Source organism: Chryseobacterium sp. WLY505 (assembly GCF_030846215.1).
GTDB lineage: Bacteria > Bacteroidota > Bacteroidia > Flavobacteriales > Weeksellaceae > Chryseobacterium.
The window spans coordinates 76,558-95,538 of sequence record NZ_JAVCWI010000004.1 but is presented as its reverse complement, the minus strand read 5'-3'; the positions used below and the strand labels follow the sequence as shown (position 1 = coordinate 95,538).

19 protein-coding genes are annotated in these 18,981 nt (G+C 36.9%); 12 read left to right on the top strand and 7 right to left on the bottom strand.

Going from position 1 to position 18,981, the window contains the following annotated elements; translation table 11 throughout:
• Nucleotides 1-398 precede the first annotated feature (398 nt).
• Both RAH34_RS10745 and RAH34_RS10740 read left to right on the top strand, forming a co-directional pair.
• Nucleotides 399-2,729 (top strand): TonB-dependent receptor, encoded by a 2,331-nt coding sequence (locus RAH34_RS10745; protein ID WP_306596130.1) that lies wholly within the window; start codon nt 399-401, stop codon nt 2,727-2,729.
• Nucleotides 2,730-2,732: 3 nt separating this feature from the next.
• Nucleotides 2,733-3,551 (top strand): DUF4249 domain-containing protein, encoded by an 819-nt coding sequence (locus RAH34_RS10740; protein WP_306596129.1) that lies wholly within the window; start codon nt 2,733-2,735, stop codon nt 3,549-3,551.
• A gap of 51 nt (nt 3,552-3,602) precedes the next feature.
• Here RAH34_RS10740 and RAH34_RS10735 read toward each other — a convergent pair whose 3' ends face one another.
• Complete coding sequence (locus RAH34_RS10735; RefSeq protein WP_306596128.1) at nt 3,603-4,328, bottom strand: YoaK family protein; 726 nt, start codon at nt 4,326-4,328, stop codon at nt 3,603-3,605.
• Between the two features lie 397 nt (nt 4,329-4,725).
• Between RAH34_RS10735 and RAH34_RS10730 the strand changes: the two genes are divergently transcribed.
• Nucleotides 4,726-5,412, top strand: a complete 687-nt coding sequence (locus tag RAH34_RS10730) for a Crp/Fnr family transcriptional regulator (RefSeq protein ID WP_306596127.1) — start codon at nt 4,726-4,728, stop codon at nt 5,410-5,412.
• 102 nt (nt 5,413-5,514) lie between these two features.
• Nucleotides 5,515-5,910 carry a VOC family protein gene (locus RAH34_RS10725; protein WP_114821571.1) on the top strand — a complete coding sequence of 132 codons (396 nt, stop codon included), beginning with the start codon at nt 5,515-5,517 and terminating at the stop codon, nt 5,908-5,910.
• Nucleotides 5,911-6,119: 209 nt separating this feature from the next.
• Here the strand turns inward: RAH34_RS10725 and RAH34_RS10720 are convergent, their stop codons facing one another.
• The 4 genes from RAH34_RS10720 to RAH34_RS10705 form a co-directional block, all read right to left on the bottom strand.
• Complete coding sequence (locus RAH34_RS10720; protein WP_306596126.1) at nt 6,120-7,067, bottom strand: alpha/beta fold hydrolase; 948 nt, start codon at nt 7,065-7,067, stop codon at nt 6,120-6,122.
• 138 nt (nt 7,068-7,205) lie between these two features.
• The gene (locus tag RAH34_RS10715) at nt 7,206-7,613 is read right to left on the bottom strand and encodes an ACT domain-containing protein (RefSeq protein WP_306596125.1); all 408 of its coding nucleotides are present in this window, start codon (nt 7,611-7,613) and stop codon (nt 7,206-7,208) included.
• A gap of 524 nt (nt 7,614-8,137) precedes the next feature.
• A complete protein-coding gene (locus RAH34_RS10710) occupies nt 8,138-8,791 on the bottom strand; it encodes a response regulator transcription factor (protein ID WP_185144358.1) in 654 nt (217 codons plus the stop codon).
• Nucleotides 8,769-10,502 carry a HAMP domain-containing sensor histidine kinase gene (locus tag RAH34_RS10705; protein ID WP_306596124.1) on the bottom strand — a complete coding sequence of 578 codons (1,734 nt, stop codon included), beginning with the start codon at nt 10,500-10,502 and terminating at the stop codon, nt 8,769-8,771. Before RAH34_RS10705 ends, RAH34_RS10710 begins: the two co-directional genes overlap by 23 nt.
• Before the next feature lie 373 nt (nt 10,503-10,875).
• On the opposite strand from RAH34_RS10705, the gene RAH34_RS10700 reads away from it, so the two are divergent.
• The 3 genes from RAH34_RS10700 (at nt 10,876) to RAH34_RS10690 (ending at nt 13,877) form a co-directional block, all read left to right on the top strand.
• Nucleotides 10,876-11,016, top strand: coding sequence for a hypothetical protein (locus RAH34_RS10700; RefSeq protein ID WP_306596123.1), 141 nt, complete (start codon nt 10,876-10,878; stop codon nt 11,014-11,016).
• 206 nt (nt 11,017-11,222) lie between these two features.
• Nucleotides 11,223-12,362, top strand: coding sequence for a VWA domain-containing protein (locus RAH34_RS10695; protein ID WP_114821575.1), 1,140 nt, complete (start codon nt 11,223-11,225; stop codon nt 12,360-12,362).
• Nucleotides 12,363-12,422: 60 nt separating this feature from the next.
• Nucleotides 12,423-13,877 carry a sigma 54-interacting transcriptional regulator gene (locus RAH34_RS10690; protein ID WP_306596122.1) on the top strand — a complete coding sequence of 485 codons (1,455 nt, stop codon included), beginning with the start codon at nt 12,423-12,425 and terminating at the stop codon, nt 13,875-13,877.
• A gap of 128 nt (nt 13,878-14,005) precedes the next feature.
• Here RAH34_RS10690 and RAH34_RS10685 read toward each other — a convergent pair whose 3' ends face one another.
• On the bottom strand, nt 14,006-14,413 hold the full coding sequence (locus RAH34_RS10685) for a nuclear transport factor 2 family protein (protein ID WP_306596121.1): 408 nt from the start codon (nt 14,411-14,413) through the stop codon (nt 14,006-14,008).
• Entirely contained in the window at nt 14,413-14,661 is a 249-nt protein-coding gene (locus tag RAH34_RS10680) for an FUSC family protein (RefSeq protein ID WP_110009680.1), read from the bottom strand. The genes RAH34_RS10685 and RAH34_RS10680 overlap by 1 nt, the downstream gene beginning before the upstream one ends.
• Nucleotides 14,662-14,823: 162 nt before the next feature.
• Between RAH34_RS10680 and RAH34_RS10675 the strand changes: the two genes are divergently transcribed.
• From RAH34_RS10675 to RAH34_RS10655, 5 genes are all read left to right on the top strand, one after another.
• Nucleotides 14,824-15,648, top strand: coding sequence for a GyrI-like domain-containing protein (locus RAH34_RS10675; RefSeq protein WP_306596120.1), 825 nt, complete (start codon nt 14,824-14,826; stop codon nt 15,646-15,648).
• Nucleotides 15,649-15,717: 69 nt separating this feature from the next.
• Complete coding sequence (locus RAH34_RS10670) at nt 15,718-16,839, top strand: agmatine/peptidylarginine deiminase (RefSeq protein WP_306596119.1); 1,122 nt, start codon at nt 15,718-15,720, stop codon at nt 16,837-16,839.
• 126 nt (nt 16,840-16,965) lie between these two features.
• Complete coding sequence (locus RAH34_RS10665) at nt 16,966-17,907, top strand: 3',5'-cyclic-nucleotide phosphodiesterase (RefSeq protein ID WP_306596118.1); 942 nt, start codon at nt 16,966-16,968, stop codon at nt 17,905-17,907.
• A 180-nt stretch (nt 17,908-18,087) separates the two neighbouring features.
• On the top strand, nt 18,088-18,417 hold the full coding sequence (locus tag RAH34_RS10660) for a helix-turn-helix transcriptional regulator (protein WP_062670547.1): 330 nt from the start codon (nt 18,088-18,090) through the stop codon (nt 18,415-18,417).
• A 75-nt stretch (nt 18,418-18,492) separates the two neighbouring features.
• Nucleotides 18,493-18,966 carry a DUF6428 family protein gene (locus RAH34_RS10655; protein ID WP_306596117.1) on the top strand — a complete coding sequence of 158 codons (474 nt, stop codon included), beginning with the start codon at nt 18,493-18,495 and terminating at the stop codon, nt 18,964-18,966.
• The last annotated feature ends 15 nt before the right edge of the window (nt 18,967-18,981 follow it).

Here is an 18,981-nt window from a genome sequence, read left to right as displayed (position 1 = left end):
GCTTAATTCCCAGCCAATATAGGATTAATATTTTGATCAAAAGACAGGAAAGATTGTTTTTAAAAAAAAAATTCTCTTACATCTCAGGATTCTAGCAGTATTACACTGAAAACTTCACGTTAACAGTAATAAAATTCGTTCAACAAGCGTTAATAATTTATTTTTCAACAAAAACAACAGAAAAACAACAATAAATCAATATACAATGCATAATATTATTGTTTATGTAACCATCTTATTTCATCCTTGCTTATACCATTTTCGAAAAACTGTTTTTTCACCGGATTTATTTCATAATTAAATTGTTACGTGTAACAAATCCCCTATTCATCTCACTAATCATACATCAATTAAACATTAATTCCTATACAAGAGATCTACTACTTTAAAATAAACTAATGCAAACATCCTTTTTAAAAATCACCGCGGCCACCGCTGCGCTCTGTTTCAGTACCCTGGCAATCGCCCAGCAAACGTATTCCGTAAGTGGAACCGTGAAAGACAAAAAAAACGGTGAACTGCTCATCGGAGTATCTGTAAAAGTAAGTGAAGATCCTACCATCAATGTTGTAGCCAATGAGTATGGATTTTACTCACTTTCCCTACCTGAAGGAAATTATACCCTGATTATTTCCTACCCTGGATATCAGGATTTTGAACAGCAGATCAAAGTAGATCAGAATATAAAAGTTGATCTCCCTCTACTTCCTGCAGAAACTGTAGCAAAAGCAATTGATGAGGTGGTGATAACCGGCATTAAAAAGGATAAAAACCTGACTTCGGCTCAAATGGGAGCAGAAACGTTAAGCATTAAAAATATAGAAAAACTTCCTGTTCTTTTTGGAGAAAAGGATGTAATGAAAACCATACAGCTTTTACCAGGTATTAAAAGCAGTGGTGAAGGAAGCAGCGGGTTCAGTGTAAGAGGAGGTGCTACCGACCAGAACCTGATCTTACTGGATGAAGCTCCGGTTTATAACGCCTCTCACCTACTTGGTTTTTTCAGTACATTCAACAGTGATGCCCTGAAGGATGCGAGCATTATTAAAGGGAACAGCCCCGCACAATACGGAGGTCGCCTTTCTTCTGTATTAGATGTTAAAATGAAAGACGGAAACAACAAAGATTATAACGTCAACGGAGGAATCGGGCTTATCAGCAGCAGATTGAGTGTGGAAGGCCCTATTCAGAAGGAAAAATCTTCATTCATTGTTTCGGGGAGAAGAACGTACGCGGATTTGTTCCTTAAAACCAACAAAGATTATAAAGACAACAAATTATATTTCTATGATCTGAACCTGAAAGCCAATTATCAGATCAATGAAAACAACCGTATTTACCTGTCCGGGTATTTTGGAAGAGATGTTCTGGGATTGGGAGATACTTTCAATACAGACTGGGGAAATACGACGGCCACTTTGAGATGGAACAGCATCATCAGCAGTAAGCTATTCTCCAATACTTCATTTATTTACAGTAATTATGATTATAAAATCAGTCTGAAAAATGATGATACGGTATTTGATTTAAATTCAAAAATCCGTGACTGGAATCTTAAGCAGGATTTTACCTGGTTTGCCGGAAATAAACATTCTGTACGTTTTGGTCTGCAGTCTATTTATCATACCCTTACTCCGAGCAGTGCTTCCGGGACTACAGTGAGCAGCTTTGCAAGAAATCCGAGATATTCATGGGAGAATGCAGTTTATATCAATGATGATTATAAAGCAACGGAAAAGCTAACGATTAATTATGGAGCAAGACTCTCCATGTTCAGCGTATTGGGAGGTGATACATTCAATACTTACGAGAATGGTGTGCTCACCGAAAGTAAATTCTTAGAAAAAGGAAAATTCGGGAAAACCTATGTGAATATTGAGCCACGTATTAGCGCCAACTACCGTATCAACGAAGTCAGCAGTGTGAAAGGAGGTTATTCCAGAAATACCCAGAATCTTCACCTCCTGAGCAACAGCAACAGTGGAAACCCTACCGACCAATGGATAGGAAGCAGCTACACGGTAAAACCGGAAATTGCAGATCAGATCAGTCTTGGTTACAGCAGAAATTTCAACAATAACAATTATGAACTGAATGCTGAGATTTATTATAAAGACATGAAAAACCAGATCGACTTCAAAAACGGAGCCCAAATTGGTTTTGATACCGGAGCGGATGTAGAAAGTGAATTGCTATTCGGAAAAGGAAGAGCTTACGGTCTCGAACTTATTGCCAAAAAGAAAAGCGGAAAACTGACAGGATGGATTTCCTATACCCTTTCCAAAACAGAAAGAAAGATTGACGGAATCAATAATAACGAATGGTACAACGCCAGAATGGATAAAACCCATGACCTTTCTATCGTTGCCACGTATCAGCTTAATCCGAAATGGAGTTTTTCAGGACTATTTGTTTACAGCACAGGAAATGCCGTTACTTTCCCTACCGGAAAATATGAGCTGAACGGGCAAACCATATTCCAGTACAGTAATAGAAATGCAGACAGAATGCCGGCCTATCACAGAATGGATCTGAGCGCGACTTATGAACCAAGTTCCAATAAACGATTCCGTGGTTCATGGACATTTGGTATTTACAACCTGTATGGTAGAGAAAATGCCTATACCATCAATTTTGAGGACAACCCTGACCGTCCCGGAACAACCCGTGCAATGCAGACCTCTTTATTCCGTTGGGTACCCAATATCACTTATAATTTCAAATTCTAAATCATGAAAAATATATTATATATCATAGTATCTCTCCTTGCCTTAACTTCTTGTGAAAAAGAGATCGACCTGGATCTGAATGATCAAAGCGGAAACATTGTCATTGAAGGAAATGTAACCAATCAATCAGGACCTTATACTGTGAAAATCACCAAGTCAGTAAGCTTTTCATCACCTAATCAATATCCGGCTGTAACCGGAGCTCAGGTTATTTTAAGTGATAATACAGGTCAAACAGAAACCCTTCATTATGTAGGAAACGGAATCTATCAAACGACTACTTTTACGGGAGAGCCTGGTAGAACCTATACTTTGAAAGTAGAGTCCGAAGGAAAGCAATATAGCGCTCAGAGCAAAATGCCTGAAGTGGTCAATTTTGACGGATTACAGCAGAGCTCTTTCAAATTTGGAGATAAAACCACGTATACCCTCTTACCATTATTTACAGATCCATTACCATTAGGAAACCGCTACCTTTTTAGCTTCACCATTAATGATCTTACTAAAAAGTACATGAATACTTTTTCAGACAATGTGAATAACGGGTTACCCAACCAACAGCCTCTGATTCTTCCTAATGATGAGAATAAAGGCAGAGATCATGAAGTGGTAGTAGGAGATAAAATTCATGTAGAGATGCAATCTATAGACACCAACGTATTTACGTATTACAGTGCTTTACTTCAGATTTCAGGCGGCAATGGCGGAACTGCAACTCCAACCAATCCTCCAAGTAATATCAGTAATGGAGCATTGGGATATTTTTCAGCTCATACGACAGATACGCAAACTTTTGTCATCGAGCAGATGACCACTCCATAAATTAAAAAAGGGATATTCCAATGGCAGGAATATCCTTTTTTATTTTCTCGCCTATCTTAATTTCCTTTTTAAAGCATAATATCTGTACAGAAGCTTGTCATACCTGATCACACAAACCAGAAACCCTGCTGTCACCATCAACGTTTTGAGACGGATCATGCTATACCCGAAACCACCAATAATGCATCCTGAAAAAAAGCAGGCAATAATCACCAGTTTAAGAGTGATATTCTTTGTGAGCTGCCTCTTTTCACTTTCCCGTTCTTTAAAGAAAAGTTTTGAAAGTTCTATTCCCAAATCAGTAAATAATCCCGTAAGATGAGTCGTTCTCACCACAGACTGTGATACTCTTGTGACTAATGAATTCTGAACTCCCATTGCAAAAAGCAAAAGACCGGCAATGGTATAAGGAGATATTGATAGTTTCAGTGTCTCACCATCCGATATTCCCACAAAACCTAATATCAGAATTTCAGTAATCAAAGGAATAAGATGAGGGCGAAACATTTTACGTCCGGAAGAAAATTCGACCATCAAGCTTGAACAGAATGCTCCTCCAAGAAAGCAGATAATGAAGATAAGATAGGTAATAGCTTCACTGTAATGACTGAGTAAAATTTCTTCGGAAAAGAAGGCAAAGTGCCCTGTTATGTTGGTGGTAAGTACTTTAACAGATAATACTCCCACAATATTCACTATTCCGGCAACAAAAGAAAGTGCTGATGCCAGCTTAAGATTATGAAAATAGGTTCTGTTTCTCCCTCTGTGCCTGAACATTCTAAATTTCTATAAGGGTTGTATATTGTGCTTTTTTAAAATTTTACTCAAAAAAACAGCTGGATAAAATAAATAAGCAAAAAAAAATAAATTAGAAATGTCAGCATAAAGCCGTGAAAAACATATCCGCTTAACTATTTATCCAGTGTTCTTTATAGAATTACGGAATCCCCTTTAACGTAAAATTCTACTTTTTCCGTAACAAATAACAGATCAGTTTATAACATGAAAATGCCTTCAAAACCTCTCTGAAATGTTCTGTTTCTTATTTCAGTACCAATTTTATTACTTTTGTAAAAGTAATTCGTTCAGAAAAAAAACCTTGTGATATAGATGGGTTTAAAATGTGATTTAAGTTAAAAACTGAGCGTAAATTCAATAGCCGTATAGAAAAATTATGATCTCAAAATTTATTTTCAATAATCAGTATCTTTTTGATGAACTCCCCGAGTATGACAAAAATCTGCTTACAGGAGCAATGAAAACCAAAAACTACCGTAAAAATGAGCCCATATTTACGGACGGGACAAAACCTAACGGCATTTACTACCTGAATGAGGGTAAAATAAAGAAATACAAGGTTGATAATGACGGAAGGGAACAGATTATTTACATTTACAGTTCCGGAGAATTTTTCGGCTATTCTGCGATCCTGAGCAACGAATCTTATGGAGATACGACCTCAACACTGGAGAATTCAGTTATTTCTTTTATTTCAAAAGACAGCTTTCTGAATATTCTGGAACAGTCATCAGTTCTTTCAAGACTGTTATTGAAATCTCTGAGCCACGAATTCAGTGTAATGGCCAACCTTATTGCTGTTTTATCTCATCGTACCGTAAGGGAAAGGGCCGCTCTCAGCCTGCTGATTCTTCATGATAAATATAAATCCAGTGATGCTCCTGATGACGAAGTATTTATTACGCTCTCCCGTGTGGATCTTGCCAATATGGTAGGAACGGCCAGAGAAACTTTAGCGCGTATCATCAATGATTTCAAACAGGAAAAACTCATCAGATCCGAAGGACGGAAAATACAGATCATCAACTTTAAACAGTTAATTCATATTGCTAATTTTTATTAGTAAAAATATTCAAATTAAAAATCGCCCATTTCTACTGACAGCCTGTTGTCATAAACACCTGTTACCTTTGCTTATAATTAGTTTAAACAAATAAGTATCCTTATGAAACTTACCTCATTAAGAATGATCAGCAAAGACATTAAAGCAGCAGTAGCATTTTATGAACAGATTATGGGTATAACTGCCACATGGTACACGGAAGATTTTGCAGAACTTTCTACAGATTCTATTACGATTGCTATCGGAAGTACCAGGACAATGAAAATGTTCTCGGAAAGTCTGGCAGATTTCGCTGGAACAAAATCAACTATTATCGAATTTTTGGTTAACAATGTCGATGAAGAGTATGAAAGAATCAAAAATATAGCTTCCGGAATTATTCAGGAACCGACAACAATGCCCTGGGGAAACAGATCTCTCCTGTTCTGTGATCCGGATGGCAATATGATCAACTTTTTTACTCCTGTGAGTGAAGAGGCTGTGAAGAAATTCAGTTAGATTTTTTATCCATCAACACAAAAGAGGCTGTCTCAAAAGTCAAATAATTTCGTCTATGTCATTCTGAATACAGACTGAAAGTCTGCGAACGTAGTTCAGAAATGTAGTGAAGAATCTCATGTATTTGGTTATTAATGAGATTCTTCCTTCGTCAGAATGACACCTTTGAAACAGCCTCTTTTTTATGAATATGTTGATATTCTTGTAATTTATTTCCCAAGGAATTCAATGGCTTTTTCAACAAATGCATCATGGTATTGATAGAAAGAAGCATGCCCTGAATCCGGGAAAATTACCAGTTCTGCATGGTCTAAATGCTGAGCCATATTTTTTGCATTCTGAACTGATACCGGAAGATCGTTTTCACCATGAACAATCAGTACAGGGTTTTTGATTTTTTGGATTTCTGTAAGGGCATCGGCATTAGGTTGAGCCCAACTCAATACAGCGGTAAACTGCGAGTTTGAAGTGGCATCACTTAAAGGGAGATCCCTATCTGTAGTTCTAAGCTGAACCCTTGCAAAAGATGCTTTTCCTTCTGCAATGCTTTGAGCAGATTCTGTAAAACCAAATTTCAGGAAGGAAGCTTCCGGGCTTAATCCGGCTGTTCCTGCGATAATATTGGGAAGGTTAGATAACCCGATTGCTCCCTGTGGGCCTGTACCTGTTAAAATCACTTTATTGATCAGTGAGGGATTAGTCAATACAATTCTCTGAGCAATAAATCCTCCCATAGAAAATCCCATGATATTCACTTTGGTATAATGTAGAGCTTTAATAAAATCTACTGCATCATCAGCCATCGCCTGAACAGTATTGGGCGTTGTTCCTTTTGAGGAAGCCACTCCTTTATTATCGAAAATAATGACTTTATACTTTGTTGCCAATCCATCAGTCACAGCAGGATCCCAATCATCCATTGAGCCGCCTAATCCCGGAAGAAGAACCAGAGGAACTCCGTCTTCTTTTCCTAAAACACGGTAGGCAATGGCATTTCCTTTAACGGTTATAAATTGGGTTTTGGCAGTTTGGTGGTTTCTGTTTTGTATCTCCTGCGTCGTGGGAGGCTCATTTTCTTCAGTGCAGGAAACAGTCACTACCGTAAAAAGAGTTAAACATAATAAGCTTAAGGCTGAAATTTTTCTGATTGTTTTCATTGTTGTTTATTTTTGTATGATTATGGTGCAAACATAAAACACAAAAACAGGCAGAACACTCACAAGCTTTATGAACAGGACATTTTAGCAGCTCAGTTAGACATTTTACAAGGTGAAAATAAAAATTCAAAACAATTTTTAAATTTCCTGAGTTGATCTCAATGCGTACAGGGCATCCATTGCTTTTTCAGCATCTTTTTCAGCTACGAAAATATGATCATGAAAATAAGCAGCCACCACATTACAACTGATATGCTCCTTTTTCAAGGCATTGGCAAAAGCAGCAGTAAGCCCTACCGCTTCCAGAGAAGAGTGAATATTTAAGGTAATCCAGGAAGAAATATAACTATAGTCTAAAGACCATTCATCTGCTATATTTTTGTCTAAAACAATAGTGACCGCTTCAGTTTCCCGAAAAAAGAACAAGATTTTTCCTATATCCGGTATTCTGTCTAAGGTTTCAACAGTACAAAATACATATTCTCCGGTATTCAATACTGGTTCCATATTCTGAATCAGTACTGCTAAGTCTTTTTCTCCTGACATCTTTTTTGATGCAAAACTAAGGCATAGATGACAGTCTTTGTTTATCATTTGATAAAAAACACTCAATTGCTAAATTGAAATAGTGATTCTTTTCTCGTCCAAAAACACAAAAGGAAGCATAATGCCTCCTTTTTGTGTTTGTAATGTAACCTATCACTGAACCTCACTATATGTGTTTGTGTTTTTTTCTGATCATTTGGCTTTTTTAAGAAGTCCGGTTAAGGTTATTCATACACTTCTTTAATTTCATCAGTGTTTATTAATTTTTCATCATTTGTGTTTCTATAACTACCGTTTATTATTTGTATAGTTATAATCATCTGTGGTTTTTTGTGTGTGAAGCTTCAGAAGGTAAAGAGCATTTCTCAGTTGCTTTTTCATTACTCAAATTTCACAGTACAAAGGAACGACATTCTCAAATAAAATCTTCTATAAACCCCATCGATACATATCGACCGACTTATAGATATTTATCGATGAAATATAATATTCCGACTTTTTGAAGTGGTGATCACCTTGAAACACTATAGTTTATGATGGGTTTTGACAAGTTCTACAAGCTCAACCATATTTTCAATCTTTAGTTTTTCAAAAATATTTTTTTTGATTGTGCTCACTGTATTTTGTTTGATATTCAGACTGTTTGAAATTTCAAGGTTTCCGTATCCTTCAGCATAAAGCTCTGCAATCTCCATTTCTCTTTTGGTTAAAATGTTGAGTGGGCTTATCAGATCCGGATTGTAAACAAACTGTACCAGCAGATTTCGTAAAAGCGCAGAGAAATATTCTCCTTTCTCGATAAAGGTTGTAATCGCTTCCTTTACCTCTTCCTCTTCGCTCAGTTTACTCAGATAACCATCAGCACCGGCTTTTATGAATTTAAGGCCATGGAGCTCTTCTTCGAGTCCGGTAAAAATCAAAATTTTAAGATCAGGATTTACACTTTTCATCTGTGGTAAAATATGAAGACTGTTTCCGTCCGGGAAATGGGCATCAATAACGGCCATCTCTATTCCTTTGGATTCTATCAGCTCCAATACCTGATGCAGAGATGAGGTCTGATACACTTTAGCGTTCGGAACAATATCACTGATCACAATCTCCATTCCCTGGCGTACAATACTGTGATCATCTGCCAGAAGAAATATAATCTCTTTATTTTGAATTGGTGTTTCCATTAGTATTACTATTTAAATTGATCCTGAATGTCACTTTAGTTCCTTTATGCAATTTACTCTCAACGGATATATCGCCATCGAAAAGTTCTACAATTTCTTTTACCAGATTAAGCCCAAGTCCCGCTCCCAGATTATCTACTTCATCAGACACCATTCCCTGATAATAAGGGTCAAAAATTTTACCAAGATCCGATTCTGATATTCCTACTCCGGTATCTGCTACAGTTGTGATCAGACAAATTTTATTGTCTCCAAGGGATTCTGTAGCCAATACAAGATCAATCTGCCCGTTTTCTGTAAATTTATTCGCATTTCCCAGAATATTCATAAAAATCTGATTGATTCTGATATTATCCGAATACACTAATAAGTTTTCAGGGATTCTGTCTGTAACCGCAAATCTGTTGTTTCTCGTTTCCAGGTAAGGGGTAATGACCTTTACAATAGAACTGATCTCCTCTTTAAGGTTAAAAACAGATTTTATAAGTTCTTTTTCTGCATTTTCATTTTTGGTATATTCCAGAATCTGGTTAGATTGCAGAAGTAAAGTACTGTTGGTAAATTTGATGGATTTTAGATAATCCTTTATGGTCTCATCTTCAGTAGTTCTGTGGATTTTATCAATAAATATATTGATGATTTTCAAAGGAGATCTCAGGTCATGACTGAGCATTCCCAGAATCCTGTTTTTGAAATTAAGGTTCTTTTTAATTTCCTTATTGGCAGCATCCAGTTTTTGTTCATAAACAAATGCCATTCTTGTAAAATACATGATCAGAATAGAAACAATAAACATCAGAATCATCAGTCCCAATACCAGATAAGTACGTATCTTGTTATTATTGGAGCTTTGTTCGTTGTATTCTCTTTCCAGTTCAGATTTAAAATCCCTGATGGCATTTTCATACACTTCTATTAAGTTATTACTATACACCAACAGCTTACTGAAATTGCTGTAAAACTGTAAGTTATTCTTTTGACTAATAGCTGCCAGCAACTGAACCTTCTTTACTTCGGCTGCATAATGCTTGTCTATAGATTTTATCGTATTATCCATTTTGGATTTTACCTGAGAAAGATCTATCGTTTTGTTATTGGTCATCGTTATGACAGTACTCTCCTTCTGAACATCTACTTTCCCTGTTACCGCATCTTTTAAACGTCCGAAAAAGCCTTTCTTTTTTACTGTATCTGCATAAGTACGTGTTTGAATCTTGAAATCTTCAAAATCATTTTTATACCTGGCAGGTTCATATTGCTTATCCTCAATCTTTGTTGGTGGGTTCAGAGAAGTCTGGTACACTGAATCTATCAATGTCTTCAGTTTTGCAGTCTTTAAGGTATCCTTGCTGCGAAGCGCCAGATTTTTTTTCAGTCTGGGACTTGTATTTTCATATTCACCAATTTTATCAAAATTAGTTTTAAGCTTTCTCAACGACTGGAAATAGAGCTGCAGATCATTATTATCCTGAGTGGCCATATACTTCTGAAGATGATCCTGTGCATCCATGAAATCTTTCCTGGAATTATCGGTCAGTCCTCCCAATGCACGGCTTTCCTCAAGCTGATCTTTAATAAACTTCAGCTTCTTTCCATTGACAAATTCATTGTAGAAAAATATGGCAATAATGACCTGTATCAGTAAAATACAAAGGATTAAAGAGTAATGAACAAGTTTTCTCAATTTAAAATTTAAGAATTTATTTTTCATATTTGTTTATCAGTTAAATTAATTTCCTGATGACATAAGTCCATTAGATATTAGCCTTTAACAATATAGCATTATTTTCAATAATTTCATAATAAGCATATATCATTCAATTGGCAAAGTTAAAGTAATTTTTGTCTTCATATAATAATGAATATTTGATTAAACTCACAGAATTTATTTTTTTTTACCATTAAAACGCTTTGTAAACACTCAGTTTTATGTATGTAAATCTTTTTTTTTAGATCAATTGCAAAAAGTTGAGGTTCAGTAAAATATTATTTTTCTGTTCATTTTATTACCAATAGTAAACAACGAGGCAAAAAAAAAGTGAGCAGATAATTCATAAACCACTTATGTCATACCTTCTTGGTAATTGCTGCAACCACCTTCCGGAAATAGATTTCCTGGCATTCCGTATTTCTACGCGGATCTTCTGGATCTTGTAGGTATTATCGTGTATGGAGAAAATAAAAAAGTAGGTAAAGCGCTGGATGGATTAAAATTTCATGACTAAGAATGTTTTTAAGCTTATCAAAACAGAAGCTATTATATTCTTATTCCATATCACCATCATTAGTATTTTCTATTTTTCTATGGAAATCTTGCGATGATATTTTCCTAACTTTTCAGTTTGAAACGAAATAAAGAATGCTTCAGACAATTCATCACATTTTCTGAAATATTCAATAGCAAATAACTGCAAAACCTCTTTATCATCTTATGAGAGATAAAAATTTTAATCCGGGAAAAGGATTTATATTCAGCAAACATGTGCCGGAGGAATTATCACATTTTGACCGCGTCTTTGATGTTTTCAAAGATTTGCTTACCCATACCTCCGGAGATATTGAAGAAGCTTTCGAGTGGCTGGACATGCTTGATCAGGAATATGATATTTTCAGTGATGAATACACCCTTCAGGATTTTGAAGAAGATCTGAAAAAACGAGGCTACATCAGGGAAGAAGATCCTGAAGAAGGCAATACAGGAAGTGGAAAAGGCAAAAATATATTAACTCCGAAGCTTGAAGCTGCCCTTCGTGAATATGCATTGGATCAGATTTTTGGAAAACTGAAGAAAAACGGAGCCGGAAATCACAGGACCAACAAAACAGGAATCGGCGATGAAAGAGATGGCGAAAACCGTTCCTTCCAATACGGAGATGATCTCGCTGCTGTGAATATGACGGAAAGCTTGAAAAATGCACAGATCAACAACGGAATCTCAGACCTTCGCCTGACAGAAGAAGACCTCATCGTAGAGGAAACCAAACATAAGGCCCAAATGAGTACCGTCCTGATGATCGACATCAGCCACTCGATGATTTTATATGGTGAAGACCGGATTACGCCAGCCAAAAAAGTTGCCATGGCACTCGTGGAATTGATCAAACGTAAATATCCGAAAGATTCCATTGATATCATTGTCTTTGGAAACGAAGCATGGCCCATTAAGATCAAAGACCTTCCCTATTTAAAAGTCGGGCCTTACCATACAAATACCGTAGCCGGGCTTGAGCTGGCCATGGATATTCTCCGCAGAAAAAGAAATACCAACAAACAGATTTTTATGATCACCGATGGGAAACCCAGCTGTATTCAGCTTCCTAGTGGTGAATTTTATATGAACAGCTTTGGCCTCGATGAAAAAATTGTCAATCAATGTTTCAACAGAGCAGCACAGGCAAGAAAACTGAAAATTCCTATTACCACTTTTATGATTGCTCAGGATCCTTATCTGCGCCAGTTTGTGGAAGAATTTACCGCTCAAAACAAAGGAAAAGCATTCCTCACCGGGCTATCAGGTTTGGGACAGATGATTTTTGAAGATTATGAAAAAAACAGAATAAGAAGAATATAAAGATCAGATTTTAAATCATTTAATATAAAAACCTGATCCGATAAATAGTATTACAAGACAATGAAAAACGATATTACATTCAAAGAATTAAAAAAATCCGGCTATACTCACCAAACAATTAATGAGGAAATCCAAGCCAATTTAATTGCAAGAATTAAAGCTAAAGAACCTGTATTTGAAGGACTTTGGGGTTATGAAGATACAGTAGTTCCCCAATTGAAAAAAGCCATTCTTGCCGGTCACCACATCAATTTATTGGGACTGCGCGGCCAGGCAAAAACCAGAATCGCAAGAAGCATGGTTAATCTGCTTGATGAATATATGCCTATCGTAAAGGGATCAGAAATTAATGACAGTCCTTTTCATCCTATTTCAAAGTTTGCCAAAGATCTGCTTGCTGAATTAGGAGATGAAACCCCAATTTCGTGGGTACACCGTTCTCATCGTTTCTACGAAAAACTGGCTACTCCTGATGTAAATGTTGCAGATTTAATTGGTGATATAGACCCTATCAAAGCGGCTACGTTGAAGCTACCCTATTCTGATGAACGTGTTTTACATTACGGAATGATTCCGCGTGCCAACCGCTCTATTTTTGTTTTAAATGAATTGCCGGATCTGCAGGCCAGAATACAGGTTTCCCTGTTTAATATTTTGCAGGAAGGAGATATTCAGATCCGTGGATTCCAGCTGAGAATGCCGCTTGATATTCAGTTTGTTTTCACAGCCAATCCGGAAGATTATACCAACAGAGGAAGTATTGTAACCCCGCTGAAAGACAGAATCGGATCTCAGATCTTCACCCATTATCCAAAAACTATTGCTCTTGCAAGACAGATTACAGAGCAGGAAGCATTGATTTCTGCTGAAGATAAAGCTCAGATTCAGATTCCTGATCTGGCGAAAGATCTTTTGGAAGAGGTTGCTTTTGCCGCCCGTATCAGCGAGTATGTGGATGCAAAAAGCGGTGTCAGTGCACGCCTTACCATCAGCGCGATGGAAAACTTAATCGCTGCAGCCAAACTGCGTCTGATTGAATCCGGTGCAGAAAGAACCACTGTGCGTCTGCTTGATTTTATGTCGATCATTCCATCGATCACAGGAAAAATTGAACTGGTCTATGAGGGAGAACAGGAAGGAGCTGATTACGTAGCCAAAATCTTAATTGATAAAGCCGTAATGACTCAATTTGAAAGCCTGTTCCCACGCATTTCAAAACTGGAAAAAGAAGGGATCAAAACACCGTATACTGACCTGATCAGATGGTTTAACAAAAATCATTTAGAACTTAATTACAACGATACGGATGAAGAATTTTATGCTAAACTTGATAAGATAGAACCCCTGACAACTGTAGTGGAAGAAAATGCTTCCGAATTGAGCAAAGAAGATCAGAATTTCTGCAAAGAACTGGTGCTATGGGCATTAACCATCAGCAATAAAATTGACAAATCTGAAAATCAGAATGCATTCACTTTTGATTCTCCCGGGATCGGTCAATTTTTACGTAACTAAAAATCAGTAAAATACTAAAAAAGTAAAACCTTCAGTTCAGCTGAAGGTTTTTTATTTGTTTCTGAAAGACTTTATCTCCACCCTTGTCAAGGTTTAAAACCTTGACAAGGGTACGATTATTTCAGACTTTATACCAGATTGTCATTTTTAAGCACAGCAGAACCGAAAGGATTGTCAACCAGCCATAGCCACTCTCCTGCTTCATTTCTTTTCATGATACAGGAAGTATTGCCTGTCATATGGATAGAATGTCCATCTGGAGCAGTTCCCGTTATTTCCCACTGATCCTGCCACATTGCCAGATCATTTACAACAGTGATATGTGGAGTTTCACCCTGAATATCCAGTTGTAAGCGGCAGATCTCATTCATTGCCCTTTCTATCTGCTCAAGCCCTCTCCACTCTCTTCCATCGCGGTCTATGTAGACTGCTTCAGGATGAAAACAACTTAATGCTCCTATTGCATCTCCGTTTCTGATGCAATACCGAAAATAGGCTACAGCACCAGTTTCTGTTTTTCTATCAAATTCCTGCATTACTTTACATTTCTGGAATCCATCTCCCTTTTCAAGCCTTTCTTACCTTTATTCCAGCTGTTGGCCACAAAAAAAGCAAGAAGTATCGGTAAAAAAGTAGTGAAACTTATCCCTTTGGTTATGGTGCTGTAAATAGCAATTCCAGCCAGTACTCCCAGGATGATAGCATTCACAACATTTCTGGCTTCAATAGTTCTTTTTTTCTCTATCAGCTCCTGATCCGTTAATTCTGACAAATCTTTTTCCATATTTAATAGTATTTCTTGGTTTTTCGTTTTAAAGCGGTAAAATTCATTTTTTTTAAATCTATTTTTACCAAAAGCTAAATTACAATATTGTCAAGATATTTTTTTATTTCTTTTATTTGTAATTTATTTCATATCACCAGTTTCGGAAAAATTTCAATGCTTATGGAAGACAACCTGAATTGTATTTACAGAGTTATCAATTTCATGGAAAAGAATTACGACCAGCCTGTTTCTGTAAAGGAACTGGAAGACATTTCTCATTATTCTTACCGGAATATCCAGCGCATTTTCAAGTACAGCTGTGGAGAGACAATAGGTGCTTTCCAACAGAGGCTGAAGGTAGAAAACGCCTATAAACGGATTCTTTATACTCAGGAAAATCTTACCTCCATTGCCATTGAAGTCGGTTTTGCCAATATCGCTTCCTTTTCCAAAGCTTTTAAACAATATTTTGGGATTTCCCCTAAAGCGGCAAGACAAAGCAAGGAACAACTCCTTTGTGGAGGTGCCATCATTCCTATCACCTCAGAAGTCTTGCTGGAACCCGAAATTGTTTATCTGAAACCTGTCCAGGTCTATTATCAGAGCATTAACACCTATTATAATAATGAAGAAATTGAAGTGCTGTGGGAAAAGTTTATGGAAAATGATTTCCCTGACTCCGGGATAGAATATTTTGGAGTTATAGCCGATGAACCATTAATAAAAACAGAAATCAACTGCCGCTATGATGCATGTTCATCCCTTCAGTCCGGAAATAAAAAGCTTCCTTCAAAAATGATACTCGGAGGTAAATATGCCCGCTTTATCCATTCCGGAAGCTACGAAACAATAGACGACACGTATACGAAGATCTATTCCCGCTGGATTTTCAATTCAGATCTTGAATTCTCACACACTCCTATCATTGAAAAGTATGAAAATCATGCTGAAAATGAAGACGACCAGGAAAAACAGCTGACCTATATTTTATTGCCATTAAAGTAAGTTGTCAATTTGGGACAACTTTCAAAACATTTGCTGATCTAATTTTGCCCTGTTAAAAATAGATCAGTTATGCAAAAAAAGAAAATCATGTTCCTGTTATTACCCGCTCTTTTACTTTCCTGTTCTCAGACAGATCCTATAGAGAATCCGGAAACATTGAACCCTGCAACAGCTCTTTATAAAATGCCTGAAGAGTCTGCAACCCATGAAGGAACCTGGCTTCAGTGGCCACACCAGTATCAGTACGGAACTACTTACCGAAACCGTCTGGATGCCACCTGGGTAGCCATGACCAAAGAGCTTGTGCAAAGTGAAAAAGTTCACATCATTGCTTATGATGGCGCAGAAAAGGATCGTATTGTAGGGCTACTCAACACTGCAGGAGTTCCTCTTACCAATATCAACTTCAAAATTTATCCAACAGATGATTTCTGGGTAAGAGATAATGGTCCTATTTATGTAAAAGATCAGAACGGACAGTTGTTTATTCAGGATTGGGGATTTAACGGTTGGGGAAATAAGGCAGATTACAGCAAATGTAACGCAATTCCATCTAAAATATCAGCAGATACGAATATTCCAAAAATCGATCTTAATTCAGTTATGATCAATGAAGGAGGAAGTGTGGAAATTGACGGAAACGGAGTGCTGATGGCTTGTAAAAGTTCTATCCTGAATAATAACAGAAATCCGGGAATGACACAACAACAGGCAGAAGCCATATTTACTAAAAATCTCGGGGTTACTAAATTTATCTGGCTGAATGGAAAAGCCGGTCTGGATATTACCGACATGCACATTGATGGGTTTGCCCGATTTGCCAATTCGTCTACCATTATCACCATGAATCCGGACGATCTTAACTACTGGCAGGTTCCCAATGGAGATATTGATAAACTGTATGATGCAACCACAAAAACCGGAGCTGCCTATCAGTTTGTAAAAGTGCCTTTAACAAGAAATGATGTGATCACTACGTACGGGAAAAATGTAGGTCGCGCTTCATACATCAATTATTATGTTGCCAATAACCGTGTATTGGTCCCTAATTATAATGACCCGAATGATGCGGTTGCCAACAACATCATCCAACAGCTCTATCCTGGAAAACAGGTAGTTGGAATTGATTGCCGTAATTTATTCGCCAACGGAGGAATGGTGCATTGCGTTACCCAGCAACAACCTCAATAAAATAATCGTAAAAATAAAGCGTGCTCATTTTCAGCAGGCTTTACTGATTCAGGACTTCAGTCGTCAAAAAATAGCGTAAATTTGCTCTGTCCATCCCGAAAAAGATGGTTTTCTATTATACGTATTATGAAAAAAACAGCACTTTCTTTATTGGTTCTTCTGAATATTGTTTGCCAGGCACAGAATTTTGATGTAATTCCCTTAGGAATCTATGGTGGTGAGCAGGAAGACAATTTATCAGCCTATCTGGTAGGCGCTCCAAAAGACAATGCATTTCTCTGCCTGGATGCCGGTACCGTAAATGCAGGAATCCGAAAAGCGATTGAACTGAAAAGTCTTGAAGGATCAGCAGAAACGGTTTTAAAAGATCAGATCAAAGGATATTTTGTATCCCACGGTCATCTCGATCATTTGTCAGGACTTATCATCAATTCTCCGGCTGATTCTAAAAAAGACATTTTCGCCATAGCTCCTGTGATTCAGATTTTACAGAATCATTACTTTATTACAGATACCTGGATCAATTTTGCAGATCAGGGACAGAAACCTATCCTTGGAAAATACCATTATAATGAGTTGCAGGCAGGAACTGAAATTCCCGCACCTAAAACCCCTTTTTTTATAACAGGTTATGAACTGAGCCACGTAAATCCATATAAAAGCAGTGCCGCTTTGGTAAGAAGAGAGAATCATTATCTGCTTTATCTGGGAGATACAGGTGCGGACCGTATAGAAAAATCTGATCGTCTGGATCAACTTTGGAATAGGGCAGCTCCACTTGTTAAAAAAAGACAGCTCAACACGATATTAATTGAAGTTTCCTTCCCCAACAGCCAGCCAGAACATCTGCTGTTTGGGCACCTTACTCCTAATCTGCTGATTGAGGAATTGAGCAAACTCAAAGAAAAAACCGGACAAAGCAGCCTTGAGGGTCTCACTATCGTGGTTACTCACAGAAAACCTACAGGCGATAATCCTGAACTGATCAAAAAGGAACTATTGAAAAACAATCCTTTAAAAGTAAATTACATCTTCCCTGAACAGGGTAAAAAGATTAGTTTACCATAACAACAAATAAAAAGATGAAGCCTGTTTTTGCTTCATCTTTTTTATTTCAGATATTATCAACTCTCAACAAACTTTAAAATACTGAAATACAACAATTTAAATACTTATAATTAAAATTATGAAGTTTTTTTATTGTTTAACTAATTTATCATCGTAATATTGCAATATAAAATTATAACAATGGGAGTTACTAAAACAGAAATCTATACTGACGAGCAAAATAAGCTGGCTTCTCTGCTTAAAGTTTTGGGACATCCGGCAAGAATCGCTATTTTACAGTATATCATTAATCAAAAAGCATGTATCTGTAATGATCTTGTTGAAGAACTTGGATTGGCTCAGGCAACGATCTCTCAGCATTTAAAAGAGCTGAAGAATATAGGAATCATCAAAGGTTCTATTGAAGGAAAATCTGTATGCTACTGCATTAATGAAAGCAACTGGAAGCAGTTTCAAAATGAATTCAACCTGTTTTTTAATCAGGATGTTAGTATAAAACAATGCTGTTAGGGCATTTTTTTGAACTAATACATCGTAATATTGCAATATAACACTATAAATTATAACACTCAATTTTAATCTACTATGAGACTATCAGAAATTAAAGAAATTCTTCCCACCCTGGAAAATGTTGAATTTCAATTAGAAAACGGAAGTTTTGTCCCTGAACATTTCCATGTAACGGAAGTGGGACAGATTATAAAAAACTTCATCGATTGCGGTGGAGTCATCAGAAATGAAAAAGTGGTCAACTTCCAGCTTTGGGATGCAGATGATTATGAACATCGTTTAAAACCTGGAAAACTGCTTCATATTATTCAGCTTTCTGAAGAAAAGCTTGGAATAGAAAACTCGGAAATTGAAGTTGAATATCAGGGAGAAACCATTGGAAAATATGACCTTGAATTTAACGGAAAAAACTTTATTCTGAAAAACAAAACAACAGCCTGCCTTGCTCAGGAAGCCTGCGGAATTCCTTCGGAAAAACAAAAGAAAAACTTGTCTGAACTATCTGTAAACCCAACATCAGCCTGTACTCCGGGATCAGGATGCTGCTAATTAATTTTATTAAAT

What these genes read in the sequence shown, in the direction of transcription:
- RAH34_RS10705 (WP_306596124.1), bottom strand. Translation starts at nt 10,502, where the DNA reads ATGAAAAATAAATTCTTAAATTTTAAATTGAGAAAACTTGTTCATTAC.
- RAH34_RS10660 (WP_062670547.1), top strand. Translation starts at nt 18,088, where the DNA reads ATGGGAGTTACTAAAACAGAAATCTATACTGACGAGCAAAATAAGCTG.
- RAH34_RS10745 (WP_306596130.1), top strand. Translation starts at nt 399, where the DNA reads ATGCAAACATCCTTTTTAAAAATCACCGCGGCCACCGCTGCGCTCTGT.
- RAH34_RS10695 (WP_114821575.1), top strand. Translation starts at nt 11,223, where the DNA reads ATGAGAGATAAAAATTTTAATCCGGGAAAAGGATTTATATTCAGCAAA.
- RAH34_RS10720 (WP_306596126.1), bottom strand. Translation starts at nt 7,067, where the DNA reads ATGAAAACAATCAGAAAAATTTCAGCCTTAAGCTTATTATGTTTAACT.
- RAH34_RS10740 (WP_306596129.1), top strand. Translation starts at nt 2,733, where the DNA reads ATGAAAAATATATTATATATCATAGTATCTCTCCTTGCCTTAACTTCT.
- RAH34_RS10730 (WP_306596127.1), top strand. Translation starts at nt 4,726, where the DNA reads ATGATCTCAAAATTTATTTTCAATAATCAGTATCTTTTTGATGAACTC.
- RAH34_RS10670 (WP_306596119.1), top strand. Translation starts at nt 15,718, where the DNA reads ATGCAAAAAAAGAAAATCATGTTCCTGTTATTACCCGCTCTTTTACTT.
- RAH34_RS10655 (WP_306596117.1), top strand. Translation starts at nt 18,493, where the DNA reads ATGAGACTATCAGAAATTAAAGAAATTCTTCCCACCCTGGAAAATGTT.
- RAH34_RS10685 (WP_306596121.1), bottom strand. Translation starts at nt 14,413, where the DNA reads ATGCAGGAATTTGATAGAAAAACAGAAACTGGTGCTGTAGCCTATTTT.
- RAH34_RS10675 (WP_306596120.1), top strand. Translation starts at nt 14,824, where the DNA reads ATGGAAGACAACCTGAATTGTATTTACAGAGTTATCAATTTCATGGAA.
- RAH34_RS10715 (WP_306596125.1), bottom strand. Translation starts at nt 7,613, where the DNA reads ATGTCAGGAGAAAAAGACTTAGCAGTACTGATTCAGAATATGGAACCA.
- RAH34_RS10735 (WP_306596128.1), bottom strand. Translation starts at nt 4,328, where the DNA reads ATGTTCAGGCACAGAGGGAGAAACAGAACCTATTTTCATAATCTTAAG.
- RAH34_RS10725 (WP_114821571.1), top strand. Translation starts at nt 5,515, where the DNA reads ATGAAACTTACCTCATTAAGAATGATCAGCAAAGACATTAAAGCAGCA.
- RAH34_RS10665 (WP_306596118.1), top strand. Translation starts at nt 16,966, where the DNA reads ATGAAAAAAACAGCACTTTCTTTATTGGTTCTTCTGAATATTGTTTGC.
- RAH34_RS10710 (WP_185144358.1), bottom strand. Translation starts at nt 8,791, where the DNA reads ATGGAAACACCAATTCAAAATAAAGAGATTATATTTCTTCTGGCAGAT.
- RAH34_RS10690 (WP_306596122.1), top strand. Translation starts at nt 12,423, where the DNA reads ATGAAAAACGATATTACATTCAAAGAATTAAAAAAATCCGGCTATACT.
- RAH34_RS10680 (WP_110009680.1), bottom strand. Translation starts at nt 14,661, where the DNA reads ATGGAAAAAGATTTGTCAGAATTAACGGATCAGGAGCTGATAGAGAAA.